The sequence below is a fragment of the Winogradskyella sp. 3972H.M.0a.05 genome, from assembly GCF_040493455.1.
Lineage (GTDB): Bacteria > Bacteroidota > Bacteroidia > Flavobacteriales > Flavobacteriaceae > Microcosmobacter.
The window spans coordinates 230,350-245,465 of sequence record NZ_JANFDA010000004.1; the positions used below are offsets into that span (position 1 = coordinate 230,350).

The window sequence follows — 15,116 nt, forward strand, 5'->3', positions numbered from 1 at the left end:
AATATTCATACCAAGAATAGTATCTTTGCAGGAATACAAATTACAGACAAACAGATAGTATGATTAAAGGGTTTTCTAAACTGTCTAAATCTAAAAAAATTGACTGGATCATTGAACGTTACTTCAATGGTAATGATGATGCTAAGTTAGTTTTACAGCAATATTGGAATACCAACGAAAAGCTTCAACAATTACATGATGAGTTTATTGAAAACACCATTACGAATTATTATTTACCATATGGTGTTGCTCCAAACTTTCTAATCAATGGCATCAATTATACTATCCCGATGGTTATTGAGGAAAGTTCTGTTGTAGCTGCTGCAAGTAAAGCGGCAAAATTCTGGTTAGATCGAGGTGGTTTTAAGGCTGAAGTTTTGTCAACTACAAAAGTAGGGCAAGTCCATTTCACATACTCTGGAAACAGTGAAACATTATTCGACAGTTTCGAATCAATTAAATCCATAATCATTAGTGATGCTAAACCAATCACTAAGAACATGGAGGCCAGAGGTGGTGGTATACTAGACATTCAGCTTAAGGATAAAACGGTTTTGATGGCTAATTACTACCAATTGCATTGTACGTTTGAAACCTTAGATGCCATGGGCGCTAATTTTATTAATTCTTGCCTTGAGCAATTTGCAAAGACTCTAAAGCGTGAAGTAGGCTGTAGCCTTGATGGTGATCTGAATATTACTATGAGTATCCTATCTAATTATGTGCCTGAATGTATTGTTAGAGCCTCAGTGACCTGTAAGGTTGAAGACCTCAATGAAGACCCAAACATTACTGCTGAAGATTTCGCCACAAAGTTTGTACAGGCAGTCAAAATCGCAGAAGTTGAACCTTATCGTGCGGTGACTCACAATAAAGGTATTATGAACGGTATCGATGCTGTGATACTTGCTACAGGAAATGATTTTAGAGCAATTGAAGCTGGCGCTCATGCTTATGCGGCAAAAGATGGTCAATACAGTAGTTTAACACATGCTTCTGTTGAAGATGGTATTTTCAAATTTTGGATTGATATTCCTTTGGCGTTAGGAACTGTTGGAGGTTTAACACGTCTTCATCCTTTAGTGAAGTTCTCACTTCAGCTTCTAGGCAACCCATCGGCTAAAGACTTAATGAAAGTTGTTGCTGTGGCTGGTTTGGCTCAAAACTTTGCAGCATTGCGTTCTTTAACAACGACAGGTATCCAGCAAGGGCACATGAAAATGCATTTGATGAATATTCTTAATCAGGTTGAAGCTAATGATTCTGAAAAATCTACTTTACTTGATTATTTTAAGGACAAAACTGTATCTCATAGCGCTGTAATACAGGAGATTAATAAATTGAGAAATTGAGGACACTCGGTGTCTGAGCGGAGTCGAAGACACCATTAATTTTATGCCAAAAGGATTCGTATATATTCTAAAATGCTCAGATGGCTCTTATTATACAGGGAGTACAATTGATATTGAAAAACGTTTATTAGAACATCAATCTGGTCATGGTGCCAATCATACAAAAAAAAGACTTCCTGTTACTTTAGTTTATTTAGAAGAACATCAACGAATTGACGAAGCCTTTTTGAGGGAGAAACAGATTCAAGGCTGGAATAGAACCAAAAAAGAAGCTCTTATAAATAATAATTCACATAAACTCCCAGAACTATCCCTTGCATATAGAGATATCATCTCTAAAAAAGGAGGCTTCGAGAACCTCAGCCTCCAAGATCAGGAATACATGGTGACTGAGGCTCTCGAAGGCACTAATCAGAAAAACACCTTCTTTAGCAACGGCAAGTTATTACTCACAGGTGAGTATCTTGTTTTGGATGGTGCATTATCTCTTGCTTTACCAACTAAGCCAGGTCAATCTTTGTCTATTGAATCTCTAGATAAGCCTGAAATCCATTGGAAAAGCATTGATCAAAAAGCTAACGTTTGGTATGAAACTGTTTTCTCTATAAGTGATGACAGAATTCTAAGTCAGAATGACGATAAAGTTTCAAACAGGCTTGTTCAGATTTTTAAAGCTTTAAAAGTATTAAATCCTGATTTCTTTGATACAACTTCAGGTTTCAAAATTGAAACCCATTTAGATTTCAATCGAGAATGGGGACTTGGAACCTCTTCAACATTAATAAATAATCTAGCGACTTGGACTAAGGTTGATGCCTATGAGCTACTAAAACTTACTTTTGGAGGAAGTGGTTATGATATTGCTTGTGCTCAGCACAATTCTGCAATTACTTATCAACTTATCGATAATACTCCGATAGTTACTCCAGTTGAATTTAACCCTGAATTTAAGGAGCACTTGTATTTTGTTTATTTGAATACAAAGCGAAACAGTAGAGACGCTATAAATCAATACAAGCAAAAGCGACCTATTTCACCTTCTGTAATTGATGACATAAATAGTATTACTGAAGAAGTAATTCACAGTACTAGTCTCACCGAATTTGAAAGACTAATCAGTAAACACGAAAACATTATTTCCAAGATCATTGAACAAGACACTGTAAAATCAGTTTACTTTTCAGATTTTGATGGAAGCATTAAAAGCCTTGGAGCTTGGGGAGGTGATTTCGTTTTAGCAACTTCTAGAACTAACCCTGAAGCGTATTTCAAAAGCAAAGGCTTCAATACTATTATACCCTATTCTGATTTAATTCTATAATAAAAAAAGGCTCCACAAATTGTGAAGCCCTTTAAACTAGTGTTTAGTTAGTTATTAATAAAACGTTGCTCTATTGTCTTCGATATCCGCTGCATCTTTTAAAGCATTCAACACTTTAGATTGTGCTCCGTTTGCTCTGGCAGTTGTTAATCGTTTAACAATAGCTGAATAGTTATCTAGTTTAGTATAGTCATTAGCCTTAGTAACTTGCACTAAGTATACGCCTTTCTCACCATCAATAAGTTTAGAAGTTTCTCCTTCTTCTAGTCCAAATGCAGCACCAACAACTAATGGTTCTTTACCTGCTCCAGCTAGCGTTGGGTTCTTCATATTTAATGCTGCAGCCGTACGCTTTGGTTGCCCTTGGTTTTTAGAGACTTCCTCAATTGTACTAGCAGTAATTTTATCTCTAATAAGCTTAGCCTTCTTCTCGTTTCTGATTTTATTAAGTATAACTGGAGAAGCACTTTCTGGGTTCATTAAACCTTCCTTATTCTCTTTAACTAGTTGTACTACTACAAATCCTTTACCAGGAATAGAGAAACGCTTGTAGTCTCCTACTTTAGACTCATCTTCAAAAGCCCAACGTACAATCTGTCTTTGATTTCCAAGACCTGGAATATTTTCTTCCAATTCTTTAACCGTTACTGGTCTTACCGTTAACTCTCTTTCTTTTGCTAACTCTTGGAAGTCTCCATTTTGTAGTGCCAACTCAAACTTCTGTACATCGTTAAACACTTTATCTTCTGTAGCTGTAGAAGGCTCTATTTTCTTAGCTAGTGTAGCTAGTTTTAAAGCTCTACTCTTATTCTTTTGATCTAAGATTTCAATAACATGGAAACCGAAGTTAGTTTGTACGACATCCATATCTCCTACATTGTTTTCGAACTCAAAATCATTGAATGGCTTTACCATAGTACCTTTTGGGTGGAAATCGTATTCACCACCTTTATCTTTACTTCCAGGATCTGATGATAATTCTTTAGCTAAATCTGCAAACTTTGATCTGTCGCTTTTTACAACATTAAGAACACTATCTGCTAATTTTTCAGCTTCAGCTACAGTTCTTGTTACATCTGGACTTGGATTTTGTACGCCAATATGAGATATTAATATGTGTCTTACTTTAACCGAATCTGGTAATTGCTTTGACTCAATTACCTTAGTCAATTTGTAAAACTCTCCCTCTTTGTATGGCCCATAGTATTCGTCTACTTCAAGGTTGAATATGCTATCGCTAACTGCTGCAGGTACCTGAGATTTGTTAACATAATTATCAACGAATTTAATGTCAGAATTAAGGTTTATATAATCTGCGATATCAGTTGCTTCTAACATTCCTACGATAGTGTCCGTATATACAACGCCATCTTGCTCAGTAGATTCAACTCTCGTTTTTAAAGCATTAAGAATTCCTGCTTGGATATCTTGCTCATCTTGTTCTGAAGCAATTTCATTGAATTCAACGAAAGCAATTTCTCTGCTTTCTTCAACTTTGTATTCATCTTCGTTGTTCTTAATGAAATTAGTGAAGTCTGATTTAGTTACTTCAACTAAACTGTCATTAATTGTTGTATAAGGCACATAAACAAAGCTAAGATCTACAGTTTTAGATTCTGACTCATACTCTGCTTCTGCTTCATTGATCGTTGCAGAAACTCCTGCTTTGACCATGTTGTAGTAAGATGTTCTTAGTCCTCTTGAAGCAATGCTTTGCTCATTATTAACCCATTCGTCGTAGTTTATTTGAAAGTTTCCAAGTGGAGCTCTATTTGGCTTGATTTCCTGAAGGTTAGCTATAAACTCGTTCAATCTATTTTCATCAAAAACTCCTGCTTCATTTTGAAACTCAGGGTAAGAGGCAAAATTGGTTTTAAGCAACTCTCTCATTTGATCTTGCTCTACTGATAAGCCTAATTCCTCAAACTCTCCATTCATGATTGCTGTTTCTACCTCTTGATTCCAGATAGAGTTTACAGCTTGTAGGGAAGAACTGTTAGGTCCAAGACGTCTTTGAAAGTTCTCAACGCGCAACGCGAATTGATCTCTTTTTATATCTGTTCCGTTAACCGTTCCTACTACATCCTGAGAATTTCCACTGAATGCATCAGTATTTCTAAACAAGTCTGCTAATACAAAAGCAAATAATGCCATTGCAATTACCAATATTAAAACTAATGAACGCTGTCTAATTTTATTTAAAACTGCCATTGTATCGTATTAAGTTCATTTAAATAAGTGTGCGAAAATAGTATTTTCCAGCTAATTAAAAAAGCAGAATAACGGTTTTTGACCTCCTATTAACGTTTTATTCGAGGGAAAGTAATTCTAGTCTTACAACATCGATTTTTGTTGACGAAACCTCAACGATTCTAAATTGAAATTGTTCTATGGTAACAACATCATCTTTTTGCGGAATCTCTTCGGTTACATTCACTATAAGTCCGCCCAAAGTTTCATATTGCTCACTTTCTGGAAGCTTAAGTTTGTATGTTTCATTAATGTAGTCTACTTCTAACCTAGCCGAAAGCATGTACACGTTTTCTTCTATTTGTTGGTCTATAAGCTCTACCGAATCGTGTTCATCTTCAATTTCACCAAAAAGTTCTTCTATAATATCTTCAACAGTCATAATACCAGAAGTCCCTCCATATTCGTCTATAACCACAGCTATACTACGACGTTTCTTGGTAAGGATATTCATTACATCCTTTACATACATGGTTTCCGGCACAAACTCTACTGGTAATAAAATAGACCTGATACTTCTCGGTTTTTTAAATAATTCGAAAGCATGTACATATCCTAAGATATCATCAATTGAGTTTTTGTACACCAATATTTTTGAACAGCCTGTTTCGATAAACATCTGGCTAAGATTTTCAATAGATTCAAAAATATCAATCGCAATGATTTCTGTTCTAGGCACCATAACCTCTCTGGACTTCACATCCGAAAACTCAAGGGCATTTTGGAAAATCTGGATTTCATTATCTACCTCATCTTGTTCTTCAACAGATTCCATTTGCTCACTGATATAATTCCCTAGTTCTACTTTGGAAAACGCTAGCTCTACCTTATCGCCTTCTGTCTTAAAAAATTGTTTCAATACAGCATCCGAAATCCAAATGACAAAATCAGAAATGAGGTAGAACAATACATAAAATACATACGCTGGAAGTGCAAATAATTTAAGTAGTGTATTGGCGTAAATTTGAAAGAATACTTTTGGCAAAAACTCAGCAGTAAGTAGGATTACCATTGTAGATATTAGTGTCTGAGAAAACAACCTTAAATCCGTAAGTAGGTAATCAATAAATTGATACGATGTCGGCAACATACTTTGAAACCAATTCACCAGAACATCACCCATCACAAAGCCATAAACCACCAGAGCTATATTATTACCAATAAGCATAGTGGTAATAAATTTTGAAGGTTTGGCCGTTAGTTTTTGAAGGATTTTCGCAAGAAAGCCATCTTGCATTTTTTCAATCTCAATGTGAATCTTGTTGGAAGACACATAGGCAATTTCCATTCCTGAAAAGAATGCAGATAGCAATAAAGAAAGGATTATGATAAGTATACTATAATCCATGGCTTAAGGCTTTCGCCTATCTTCAAATTTTCTTCTGAATTTTCTTCTGAAAAAGAACATAAATATTGCCAATGCTGTAAATAACAATGACATGTATGATCGACTTCTATTCTCGCTCCAATGCTCTATAGCATCCCATAAAAACAATGCTGCGAAAAATATATATGCAAATTGAAAAAACTTTAAAAGTTTCATTGATTATTTTTTGATGGTACAAAGATAGCTAATTCTCTATTTGAAAATCACTATCATTCATTCCAAGTATTTGGATGTCCTTGAAATCGATATCCGAGTCTAAGTGAAGTCCTAATGTATTTTGTGTAGTAGAGCGCATACGGAAAGGCTTATCTGTAAAAATCCACTCCAATTTTTCGTTATAATACAACTGCTCTGTAAATAGTGTGTCTTTATTGTATGTTGCCAAAACGACATTTCCCCTTAGGTCAATAAGGTTCTTTTCAATATAGTTAACTGCATAATCAGACGTGACTACAGTTTGATTTTGGTCTTTATCAAATAGGATGAGACGAATACCTTCAGGAAATTCGAAATACCCAAAATCCATGTTGGAATAGTCGAGCATTTTTGGGCTTATTAGGTTCGCCGTGATTTTACCAGAATCTGTATACTTCAAGTTGATATGATCAGCAATTCCGACGGGTTCATTTTGCAAAACACCTATTTGCTGAACTTCTTTGAAGTTATTTTTACACTGAAAAAACAAAGCCATAGTGAATACCATGGCTAAGTTTTGTAATATGTGTTTTGTTTTCAATCTCATTTATAGGCTTGGTACTTTTACCGATCTTCCGATCCAGCATCCAATTTTGATTGTTTTACCAGCCATATCTTCATTGAAGATATCTGCTCTAGAAGGTGCTTTAGCTTCATAGTTACCAGCTTTTACGCCTGCTTTTTTAAGCTCATTAGCTGCTAACCAGAATACTGCTCTCTTGTTAAAGTTTGTATCTCCACATCTGTTAGCACTTTTAGCATACATAGCTGCAATAGAGATGTGAGGTTTTTTATCAGACGGGTTAAGCTTTAAAGCTTCCGTGTAATATTGTCTAGCTTTGCCATAGCTACCCTTATCCTTGTACTCTCTAGCAATCTTTTTGTAAAGTTTTGCTTTTTTGAAAGGATCTGTTTCTAAACGTACTGTTTCATCAAAATACTTTTGCTCTCCAGTAAGTAAGTATAGATAGAATGATGTACTAGCATTAGGCTCTAAGCTGTGCTTTTGCTCCACCAACTTTACAAATAAAGGATCTTCTTTACATCCTTTAGCATACATTCTGTTCATTGCACGTTGTAACCAAACGTTATCATTCTTATTGCTTTCAAAATTCTTGTCGTATAGTGGAATTAAAACTTCACAGTTAGCTCTGTCTCCAAGCTTTTGATCCATACTTCCAGAAATCTTAGCATAGTTTTCTAGGTAGCTTGAGTATTGCTTCTTGTATCCATTCTCTTTCTTAGTTAATGCTGTTCCAGCTTCTTCCTTTTGCATTAACTTGTTTAATCCATCAGAATTCTTTTTTACTTCTTCTTCTACCTTCTCATTAACATCATCGTACTTATCGAACATTGCCTGAGCAGGTTGTTTTCCAGCGTCAAAAAGATCTACCACTAAAGAAAAGTAAGTATACAATCTCTGCGGGTGCTTGAAGTTAGCTTTGTCTGTTTTGAATGCGCTATCAAACTCATCGTACAAGTTTTGGTCACTTAATCCTAAGTCTTTCTTGTACTTATACTTAATCTGAGCAATCTCACTTAAAACGTCTCCTTTTTTGTAGTACTTAGTAAAGTACTGATTTCCTTCTCCCAGTAGCTTCACAAGATCATTGATGTAAGCTACCTTCTCTGAACCAGAAGCATTTTTAATTTTGTGGTTTAATATCTTCTCACCATATTGATATATGGCTCTGTTGAATTTAGGGCATTTCTTTCTTACTGCCATCCATGGCTCATAAGCTTCATCATATCCTTTAGGATCTTTCTTTCCTTTTTTTGCAGCATCAGAGAACAGAGTAAGGTTCGTCATACATTCTTCATCCTGTTGTGCAAAACCTATATTAAAGGTTATAAGAAGGGCGGCTAATAATACAGTAATTCTCGTTTTCATCTTCTTAATTATTATTATCGTTAGTTAAATTTTCGTTTCATAAACCATCTATCATTCAAAGATAAACTTATATTAAGGTTAAAGAAATTCTCTTGTATTAAATTTTGGTTAGTAGTTCCGCGCTGTCCAAACTCAACACCAACATTTGCATTTGAGAATAATCTTCCAACTGGTAATCCAACTCCAAAAGATATGCCAAACTCATTTATGGACTCATTATTAATATTTAGACCAGTCCCTTCAAAACGGAATCCTGCTCTGTAAACCACTCTTTTAAAGTAACTTGAAAATGAATTATAATCTGGAATGTAAAATCCGCCAAAGGCTACAGAAGACGCATTCTCAAACGTTGAGTTTGCAATATTAAAGATTGGATTTGCAAACTTCGATGTGTTTTGATAGGTATATTCAGCTCCTGCAAACCACTTTCTAGGCTGACCAATTCCCGCTCCAACTGATAATCTTGAAGGTAACGTTAGGTCTGTTTTATTTAATCCGTTTGCAACTAAATCTGCGTCAATAGTGTTAAACACAAACTCCTGTCCTGTAATATCATTGATAACTATTGTTGAAAATGACCTGGTATTATTCGAAGTTAGGTTACTTTCTGGCGTATATGTAGCTGATGCCATTAATTCTAACTTCTCGGTAAGCATATCTGTATATGCGATACCGAAATTGACATTCAGTCCACTTAAGTCTGATCGGTTGTCTTCCCTAGTTTGAAACTGGGTTAATTCTCCTTGGTCATCATAAACAAACTCGATTACTGTATTCTGAACGTTACCAAAATTATAGCTCACATCTGCTCCTATCCTTAGGTTTTCAGTAATCTGGTATCCAAGCCCCACAAAGGCTTTGTTGAGACCTCCTTCGCCACGATATCTATTCTCTGCATCACCAGCATCGTTAAGCGATTCTAACTTATATCCTACAGAAGTATAGGGCAACAATCCAAAGCCTAGTCCAAATTTACCCATTGGAACATTTAGTGCTAAATAATCGAATGTTGTTGCATTAGCTTTCTCACTTCCTGAAGCGGCTTCAAGATTAAGATCACTATAACTAGCTCCGACAGCAAATTTCACTGGACGACTTTCATTATCAAAAAGCTTAATATTTTTCCCTGTATAATACGCTGGGTTTCTTAAGTTAAGGTGAATACTATCGGCATAAACGCTTAAACCTCCCATGCTTCTGTTTTCAACTGTTCCTCTAAACTTCAAGGAACCAATACCATAAAAAGAATAAGGAGAAGCTGTACCTTCTTGCGCATTGATATTGAGCGCAAAAACACATATAAAAACTACAATAAGTTTTTTGATCATTCGTCTAAGTTATATTCTAAAATAAAGTTCAAACCTTCCAAAAGAAAATTCGAGTTGGCAAATATGCCACTTTTTAATTGGTTAGACAAGAATTCGGCATCTCCGCCTGTTAAAATAACTGTTAAATCCTTGTGTTTTTGGGAATATTCTTTAACAATCCCATCAATTTCATTAACAATCCCATAGACCACACCAGAGTGTATTGAGTTAGCCGTTGAGTCTCCTATGAGATTTTTGGGTTGCTCTGTTTCCAATAACGGAAGATTTGCAGTTAAATTATTTAATGCTCTATATCGCAGCCTAATTCCAGGCGAAATTGCACCTCCTTGATATTCATTTTTACTATTAATAAAATCATATGTAATGCATGTGCCTGCATCTATAATAAGCGCATTGGTATTAGGGAACTGTTGTACAGAGGCACTTACCAAAGCGATACGGTCTACACCTAATGTCTTTGGTGTTGCGTAATTATTTTTGAAAGGGACTTTAGTGTTATTATCAAGAATTAAAACATTCAGCTCCCGTTGTAATGTATCGACTTTTGCTTTGGGTAATTTCCCGACGGATGAAATGATGGCCCTTTCAAACTCATCAAATTTTTTGAGTGTAGTTCTTAATCCTGAAATAAATCGCCTTGTTTTTGAAGTGATCTTATCTACTAATTGACCATCTTTAAAAACAGCAAATTTCACATAGGTATTTCCAACATCAATGATGAGATTCATATGTCTTTTGAAAGCTGTAAATTTACGAAAGCGATTTTTTATATTTTTATTTTTGCCAATAATAAAAATGCGCATATATTTGCATCCGCATTTATGCAACTGGTACCTTAGCTCAGTTGGTAGAGCAACGGACTGAAAATCCGTGTGTCCCTGGTTCGATTCCTGGAGGTACCACTTTAAAACCCAGACAAATTTGTCTGGGTTTTTTGGTATATAGTCTTAAAATCCCCACTTTAATCCTAGACCTATATAGTGGTTTTCATAACTTCTGAATGCAGTCGATGTTACTGCTGTTTGGTTAGAATCTCGATTAATGCTCGAAGCAGTAAGTGTTAGAAAAAGATTCTTATTTAGACGCCTTTCCAAGTCAACATAAGCCGTGAAATAATCATATTGAATATTTTCTGTTAATAGTCCTTCATTGGTATTGGCCTGCAAATCGTTGTAGACTCTATTACGATAACCTACTCTAGCCTTTAATTTCCAATCTCCTGTTTTATATGAAGTACTGAGTGTGGGTGACCATTGGAAATAACTTGCATTACCTTGAGTAGTATTATCATTTCGCTTCATAATACTAAACTCTGGCTCTACAGACCATTGTTTTGTTATTGGAAATTCATAAAATGCTGTTCCGGAAATATACTGCCACTTGCGATTAGTGATATTAGCTCCAGTCAGTGAACGCTCATCATAGATACGATTTTGATAGTTTAGTATTACTCCATACTTATGCAACTTATGATTACTCCAAAACACATTTTTTGTTTCTAGCATTGCAGTTAATGCATTGTACTGAAAATCTCTGGTTTCTGTTGGATCGTAATCTTTATGAATAAAACCAACTTCTAGATAAGTTCTATTTTGTTTTATGGGTCTAAAGTGCAACCCCGTTGTGAGGGTATAGCGTTTATAACTAAACGGAGTTCTCAAAAATGCTTCATCATTATTAATAATATTTTGCTCCTTAATCTGAAACTCTAAATCTGTTTCCCATCTCGTATGCCCAACCTCGCTCGACTTAAATTGATAGTTTAGTGCTGTCGTGAACTTATATCGATTAAAATCCTGTTGCTCAAAATATAATCGATTTCTTGTTGACGCATTCCAACGTAATTTGTTTTTAGAAGCCTTGTAAGTGTAGCTTACATATCCATTAACATCTTGATAAAAACTATTTTGCCACAGATCGTCTCTGTTCATTAGTTCATCTTCTATTTCTAAAGTTTTTGGATTCTTCAGAATATTAAACTCATATCCAGATTGTGTTTCTAATGAACCTTTCCAGTTCTGAGCATTGATCTTAAATGCAGATAGGCCAATCAAAGTAAAAAGGAGCTGTTTTGTATTCATAGATTAGTCATTTTTGGTATAAGCGATTACTGAACTATTTTTTTCATCAATCGAAACCACAACTTCAGATGATGATTGTTGTACATCTACTGTTACTACAATTGGACTATTAATTTTTTCATCCATTATGTTATGAGAACTAATCGATAAGCCTAGCACAATTACTAATAAGGCTAAATATGGTATTGGGGATTTTTTAAATGTCATGATTTGGTGTTTTATGATTTTACTCTTTAAGTTGTTTACTCTTATTTTACCCTACCTGCTGTAGTGTTTTTTTTAATCCTGTTTTATTTACTAGTTGAATTCCAAGACCTGGACGTACATTCACTTCCATAATCATAGGTCCTTTTTTTGCATCTAAAACAATATCTACACCCAAATAATTCAATGGGAAGTGTTTGGATGTTTCAATTGAGATTTTTAAAATTTCTTCCCAAAATGGAATTGCCTTTCCTGCAATTAGAGATTGACTGTCTGGATGTAAGTCCATATAGTGACTGCCATCATAACCTTGAGTTAAGACACCATTCTTCATGTCAATTCCAATTCCGATTCCTCCTTGATGTAGATTTGCCTTTCCATTAGACTTCTTAGTAGGCACTCTAAGCATAGACATCAAAGGCTTTTGATTGAGTAGAATCACTCTAAAATCTGGTACTCCAGATGGGTAAATCTCATGGAAAAATGGATGTGGCTCAATACATTCCTCTATAAGTACTCTATCTTTTCCGCCAAGTGAATAAATACCCATAATGATATTTGCCATGTGATGATAAACCTGTTCATCTTCAATTACTTTACCTCCCGAAACCCAACGTCCTTCTCCATCTTTCCTTAAAATCTTTATTCCGCCACCTCCAAAACCCTTTGAGGGTTTTATGGCCAAAGTATCATAAGCATCTAGAGTTTTCCATACGGACACAATATCACCTATCCGCTCTATAACTGCATAGGTTTTTGCACAGGGTATATTGTATTCATGTAGAATAGTTTTTGACATCACTTTGTCATCAGCAAGCTTATAATGCTTTCTCGGATTATTAGGATAAATAAAAGACGCATTGCGTTCATTAATCCCTAAAACTTCCTGAATTCGTTTCTTTTTAAACCACATACTCAACTAATTAAGAATTGAAATCTTTTGTATTCAGACAATCGCAATCCGATCCACTTACCAAGCAATAAGGTTATAGCCAATACAACAAAAACCATTTCTGGAAAGACAATAAAAAAAGACTCCACTGCTTTGGATACTATAATCACATAACAAAGTGTAGTAGCTAATAACGTTTGGAATAATATCTTGAATGAATCCAGATAACCCTCCTCCACCACAGAGCGTGTAAATTGCTGTGATACCAAGGCTAAAACAATAATTGGAAACAAAGTGAATTGGGTTAACGCTTCTATCTTAAAATAGGCGCCAATTAGTGTGCTAAATAAAATCCATAATATGGTAAAGGTTAAAATGATGGTAAGTTTGGGTGTGTATAAAATCCCCCAAAGATCTAACACATAAGATAGCAACCCAATGACGCCTATAGTAGCTACAAACAACAAGATTCCTATATAAAAATCTGTTGAGGCTAATGAAAACGCAATAAGAATAGATAAAAATGTTCCAAAAGTTTTAATTCCTAAAACATTTCTGAACACAGCAATTATAAGCCCACAAATAGGAAACAGTAAAAGCATCTTTAAAATATCATAAGAGATAATTTTTTCCTCTATCAGCATCCAAATTGGAGATACTTTTTTAGAAAATTCGGCACTATAAAAGGCATTGATATAAGTGTTGGTTGTTTTCTCTTCTATGGCATAATTGTAATTGAAGTCGGAATTAGCACTTCTAGTCAATAATACCTCATCTCCATTATAAATTTCCAAGAAATTAGCTGGTAAAAATGCAAAGTGCCCATTGAGTGTATCAAAAGGAATCCATTGATCACCCACTAAAATCTCTGCCCAAAGGTGTGAAGTTTTCTTATTAGCATTTTCCAAAATAAGCCCTCCTTTAGTTCGCGCAGAAATTCCTAAACTCCTAGCTAATGCAACAAAAAGTCTCGACTTTCCATTACACGACGCTTTATTTGACTTTAAAGTTGCTAACGCTCCTGTAGATTTACTTACAGATATTTTTGGTATTGCATAGCAGTAATCAAATAGAGCTTTTAACGTCGATTTTAAGTTTGGTTTATCCTGAATCAAACGTTTTGCCAAAGTTTCAATCTCTAGATGGTCGCTTTCAATTAAGTGTTCCGATGCTATATAATCGCTATTAGAACTATAACCCGATAACAAAAGAGACTCATCCAATTCATACTTTATGGCTTTTCCTTTATACAGAAACTTATAAGCTATAGTGCTAAATTTATCAGAGGTCACTGAACGCCAGATAGCTCTTGAGTTTTCAGCATGCTCCTCTTCAAAATCAAAATAATCGGACTGTACATGAACTTCAGAAATCTTCTGACGCTGATTGCTTTTCGGTATAAAGGTTTTTAAGGATAGTGGTTTATTGTCTTTGGGATTGATATAAAACTGATACGTGACTTCATAGATCTTTTGTGGAAGAAATTTATCATAAGACCCATAAAGTTTTACGCCTTTATAGATAAAAACAGAAAGCGGAAGGATAATAAAAACCCAAACCGTTAGTGTATACATTTTTTTTGAGATCATGGTTAGATTCATTTTTGACCTTAAAACCGTCATCTGCTTTTTTACCCTACCCCTTTGAAAAAAAATTATCTTTGTTTCAAAAGAATCACCTTTGAAAGAATCATCTGTTTGCGAAGAGCATGTTTATAATGCTGTTTACGAAGAACATTCGCAATACTTATACAATTTTGCGTATTATAAATGTGGCGATACAGCTAAAGCAGAAGATATTGTTCAAGAAGCTTTTATACGATTATGGAATAATTGTGCTAAGGTTATTTTCGAAAAAAGCAAGGCTTATCTTTTTACGGTAGCCAATAACTTGTTTCTAAATCATGTTCAGCATCAAAAAGTAAGACTCAATTATCAAAGGCAAGCAACAAGTACTTCTAAAACTAACGAGAATCCAGAGTTTTTAATGGAAGAAAAGCAGTTTATGCATAAGCTAGAAGCTGCGATTTCTGAACTCACTGAAGCCCAGCGCGAAGTGTTTTTAATGAATAGAATCGATGGCTTAACTTACAAAACCATTGCTGAAACGCTCAACATTTCTCAAAAAGCTGTAGAAAAACGAATGCATAAAGCACTGGTTCAACTCAGGGAAAAAATTGGAAATATTTAGCACGAGGTAGGGTAAACCGAGTTTA

General features: G+C 34.9%; 14 protein-coding genes and 1 tRNA gene. 4 read left to right on the forward strand and 11 right to left on the reverse strand.

Going from position 1 to position 15,116, the window contains the following annotated elements; translation table 11 throughout:
- Positions 1 to 59: 59 nt before the first annotated feature.
- The gene (locus tag NCE97_RS10135) at positions 60 to 1,352 is read left to right on the forward strand and encodes a hydroxymethylglutaryl-CoA reductase, degradative (RefSeq protein WP_353779010.1); all 1,293 of its coding nucleotides are present in this window, start codon (positions 60 to 62) and stop codon (positions 1,350 to 1,352) included.
- A 43-nt stretch (positions 1,353 to 1,395) separates the two neighbouring features.
- Complete coding sequence (locus NCE97_RS10140) at positions 1,396 to 2,673, forward strand: GYDIA family GHMP kinase (protein WP_353779012.1); 1,278 nt, start codon at positions 1,396 to 1,398, stop codon at positions 2,671 to 2,673.
- Between the two features lie 54 nt (positions 2,674 to 2,727).
- On the opposite strand, the gene NCE97_RS10145 is transcribed toward NCE97_RS10140, so the two are convergent.
- The 7 genes from NCE97_RS10145 to NCE97_RS10175 all read right to left on the reverse strand — a co-directional run bounded on the left by NCE97_RS10145 (position 2,728) and on the right by NCE97_RS10175 (position 10,452).
- Positions 2,728 to 4,884 (reverse strand): peptidylprolyl isomerase, encoded by a 2,157-nt coding sequence (locus NCE97_RS10145; RefSeq protein WP_353779014.1) that lies wholly within the window; start codon positions 4,882 to 4,884, stop codon positions 2,728 to 2,730.
- 97 nt (positions 4,885 to 4,981) lie between these two features.
- Positions 4,982 to 6,271 (reverse strand): hemolysin family protein, encoded by a 1,290-nt coding sequence (locus NCE97_RS10150; protein ID WP_353779015.1) that lies wholly within the window; start codon positions 6,269 to 6,271, stop codon positions 4,982 to 4,984.
- 3 nt (positions 6,272 to 6,274) lie between these two features.
- Positions 6,275 to 6,466 carry a hypothetical protein gene (locus tag NCE97_RS10155; protein WP_353779016.1) on the reverse strand — a complete coding sequence of 64 codons (192 nt, stop codon included), beginning with the start codon at positions 6,464 to 6,466 and terminating at the stop codon, positions 6,275 to 6,277.
- A gap of 28 nt (positions 6,467 to 6,494) precedes the next feature.
- Entirely contained in the window at positions 6,495 to 7,052 is a 558-nt protein-coding gene (gene lptC, locus NCE97_RS10160; protein ID WP_503066069.1) for an LPS export ABC transporter periplasmic protein LptC, read from the reverse strand.
- Entirely contained in the window at positions 7,053 to 8,396 is a 1,344-nt protein-coding gene (locus NCE97_RS10165; RefSeq protein WP_353779020.1) for a hypothetical protein, read from the reverse strand.
- A 20-nt stretch (positions 8,397 to 8,416) separates the two neighbouring features.
- Positions 8,417 to 9,724: a BamG family beta-barrel-assembly machinery protein gene (gene bamG, locus NCE97_RS10170; RefSeq protein ID WP_353779021.1), complete on the reverse strand. Its 1,308-nt coding sequence runs from the start codon at positions 9,722 to 9,724 to the stop codon at positions 8,417 to 8,419.
- Complete coding sequence (locus tag NCE97_RS10175; protein WP_353779023.1) at positions 9,721 to 10,452, reverse strand: type III pantothenate kinase; 732 nt, start codon at positions 10,450 to 10,452, stop codon at positions 9,721 to 9,723. Before NCE97_RS10175 ends, bamG begins: the two co-directional genes overlap by 4 nt.
- 101 nt (positions 10,453 to 10,553) lie before the next feature.
- On the opposite strand from NCE97_RS10175, the gene NCE97_RS10180 reads away from it, so the two are divergent.
- A tRNA-Phe gene (locus tag NCE97_RS10180) sits at positions 10,554 to 10,626 on the forward strand.
- Positions 10,627 to 10,671: 45 nt separating this feature from the next.
- On the opposite strand, the gene NCE97_RS10185 is transcribed toward NCE97_RS10180, so the two are convergent.
- Genes NCE97_RS10185 through NCE97_RS10200 form a run of 4 tightly spaced genes read right to left on the reverse strand, consistent with a single transcriptional unit; the run spans position 10,672 to position 14,490 of the window.
- Positions 10,672 to 11,805: a TonB-dependent receptor gene (locus NCE97_RS10185; protein WP_353779025.1), complete on the reverse strand. Its 1,134-nt coding sequence runs from the start codon at positions 11,803 to 11,805 to the stop codon at positions 10,672 to 10,674.
- Between the two features lie 3 nt (positions 11,806 to 11,808).
- On the reverse strand, positions 11,809 to 12,012 hold the full coding sequence (locus tag NCE97_RS10190) for a hypothetical protein (RefSeq protein ID WP_353779026.1): 204 nt from the start codon (positions 12,010 to 12,012) through the stop codon (positions 11,809 to 11,811).
- A 46-nt stretch (positions 12,013 to 12,058) separates the two neighbouring features.
- Complete coding sequence (locus tag NCE97_RS10195) at positions 12,059 to 12,922, reverse strand: sugar-transfer associated ATP-grasp domain-containing protein (protein WP_353779027.1); 864 nt, start codon at positions 12,920 to 12,922, stop codon at positions 12,059 to 12,061.
- A gap of 2 nt (positions 12,923 to 12,924) precedes the next feature.
- Positions 12,925 to 14,490 carry a 7TM domain-containing protein gene (locus NCE97_RS10200; protein ID WP_353779029.1) on the reverse strand — a complete coding sequence of 522 codons (1,566 nt, stop codon included), beginning with the start codon at positions 14,488 to 14,490 and terminating at the stop codon, positions 12,925 to 12,927.
- 91 nt (positions 14,491 to 14,581) lie between these two features.
- Between NCE97_RS10200 and NCE97_RS10205 the strand changes: the two genes are divergently transcribed.
- On the forward strand, positions 14,582 to 15,091 hold the full coding sequence (locus NCE97_RS10205; protein ID WP_353779031.1) for an RNA polymerase sigma factor: 510 nt from the start codon (positions 14,582 to 14,584) through the stop codon (positions 15,089 to 15,091).
- The last annotated feature ends 25 nt before the right edge of the window (positions 15,092 to 15,116 follow it).

Bases quoted from the DNA above. Each gene is read 5' to 3' on its own strand.
- NCE97_RS10165 (WP_353779020.1), bottom strand. From the start codon at position 8,396: ATGAAAACGAGAATTACTGTATTATTAGCCGCCCTTCTTATAACCTTT.
- lptC (WP_503066069.1), bottom strand. From the start codon at position 7,052: ATGAGATTGAAAACAAAACACATATTACAAAACTTAGCCATGGTATTC.
- NCE97_RS10190 (WP_353779026.1), bottom strand. From the start codon at position 12,012: ATGACATTTAAAAAATCCCCAATACCATATTTAGCCTTATTAGTAATT.
- NCE97_RS10200 (WP_353779029.1), bottom strand. From the start codon at position 14,490: ATGATCTCAAAAAAAATGTATACACTAACGGTTTGGGTTTTTATTATC.
- NCE97_RS10135 (WP_353779010.1), top strand. From the start codon at position 60: ATGATTAAAGGGTTTTCTAAACTGTCTAAATCTAAAAAAATTGACTGG.
- NCE97_RS10140 (WP_353779012.1), top strand. From the start codon at position 1,396: ATGCCAAAAGGATTCGTATATATTCTAAAATGCTCAGATGGCTCTTAT.
- NCE97_RS10175 (WP_353779023.1), bottom strand. From the start codon at position 10,452: ATGAATCTCATCATTGATGTTGGAAATACCTATGTGAAATTTGCTGTT.
- NCE97_RS10155 (WP_353779016.1), bottom strand. From the start codon at position 6,466: ATGAAACTTTTAAAGTTTTTTCAATTTGCATATATATTTTTCGCAGCA.
- NCE97_RS10150 (WP_353779015.1), bottom strand. From the start codon at position 6,271: ATGGATTATAGTATACTTATCATAATCCTTTCTTTATTGCTATCTGCA.
- bamG (WP_353779021.1), bottom strand. From the start codon at position 9,724: ATGATCAAAAAACTTATTGTAGTTTTTATATGTGTTTTTGCGCTCAAT.
- NCE97_RS10145 (WP_353779014.1), bottom strand. From the start codon at position 4,884: ATGGCAGTTTTAAATAAAATTAGACAGCGTTCATTAGTTTTAATATTG.
- NCE97_RS10195 (WP_353779027.1), bottom strand. From the start codon at position 12,922: ATGTGGTTTAAAAAGAAACGAATTCAGGAAGTTTTAGGGATTAATGAA.
- NCE97_RS10185 (WP_353779025.1), bottom strand. From the start codon at position 11,805: ATGAATACAAAACAGCTCCTTTTTACTTTGATTGGCCTATCTGCATTT.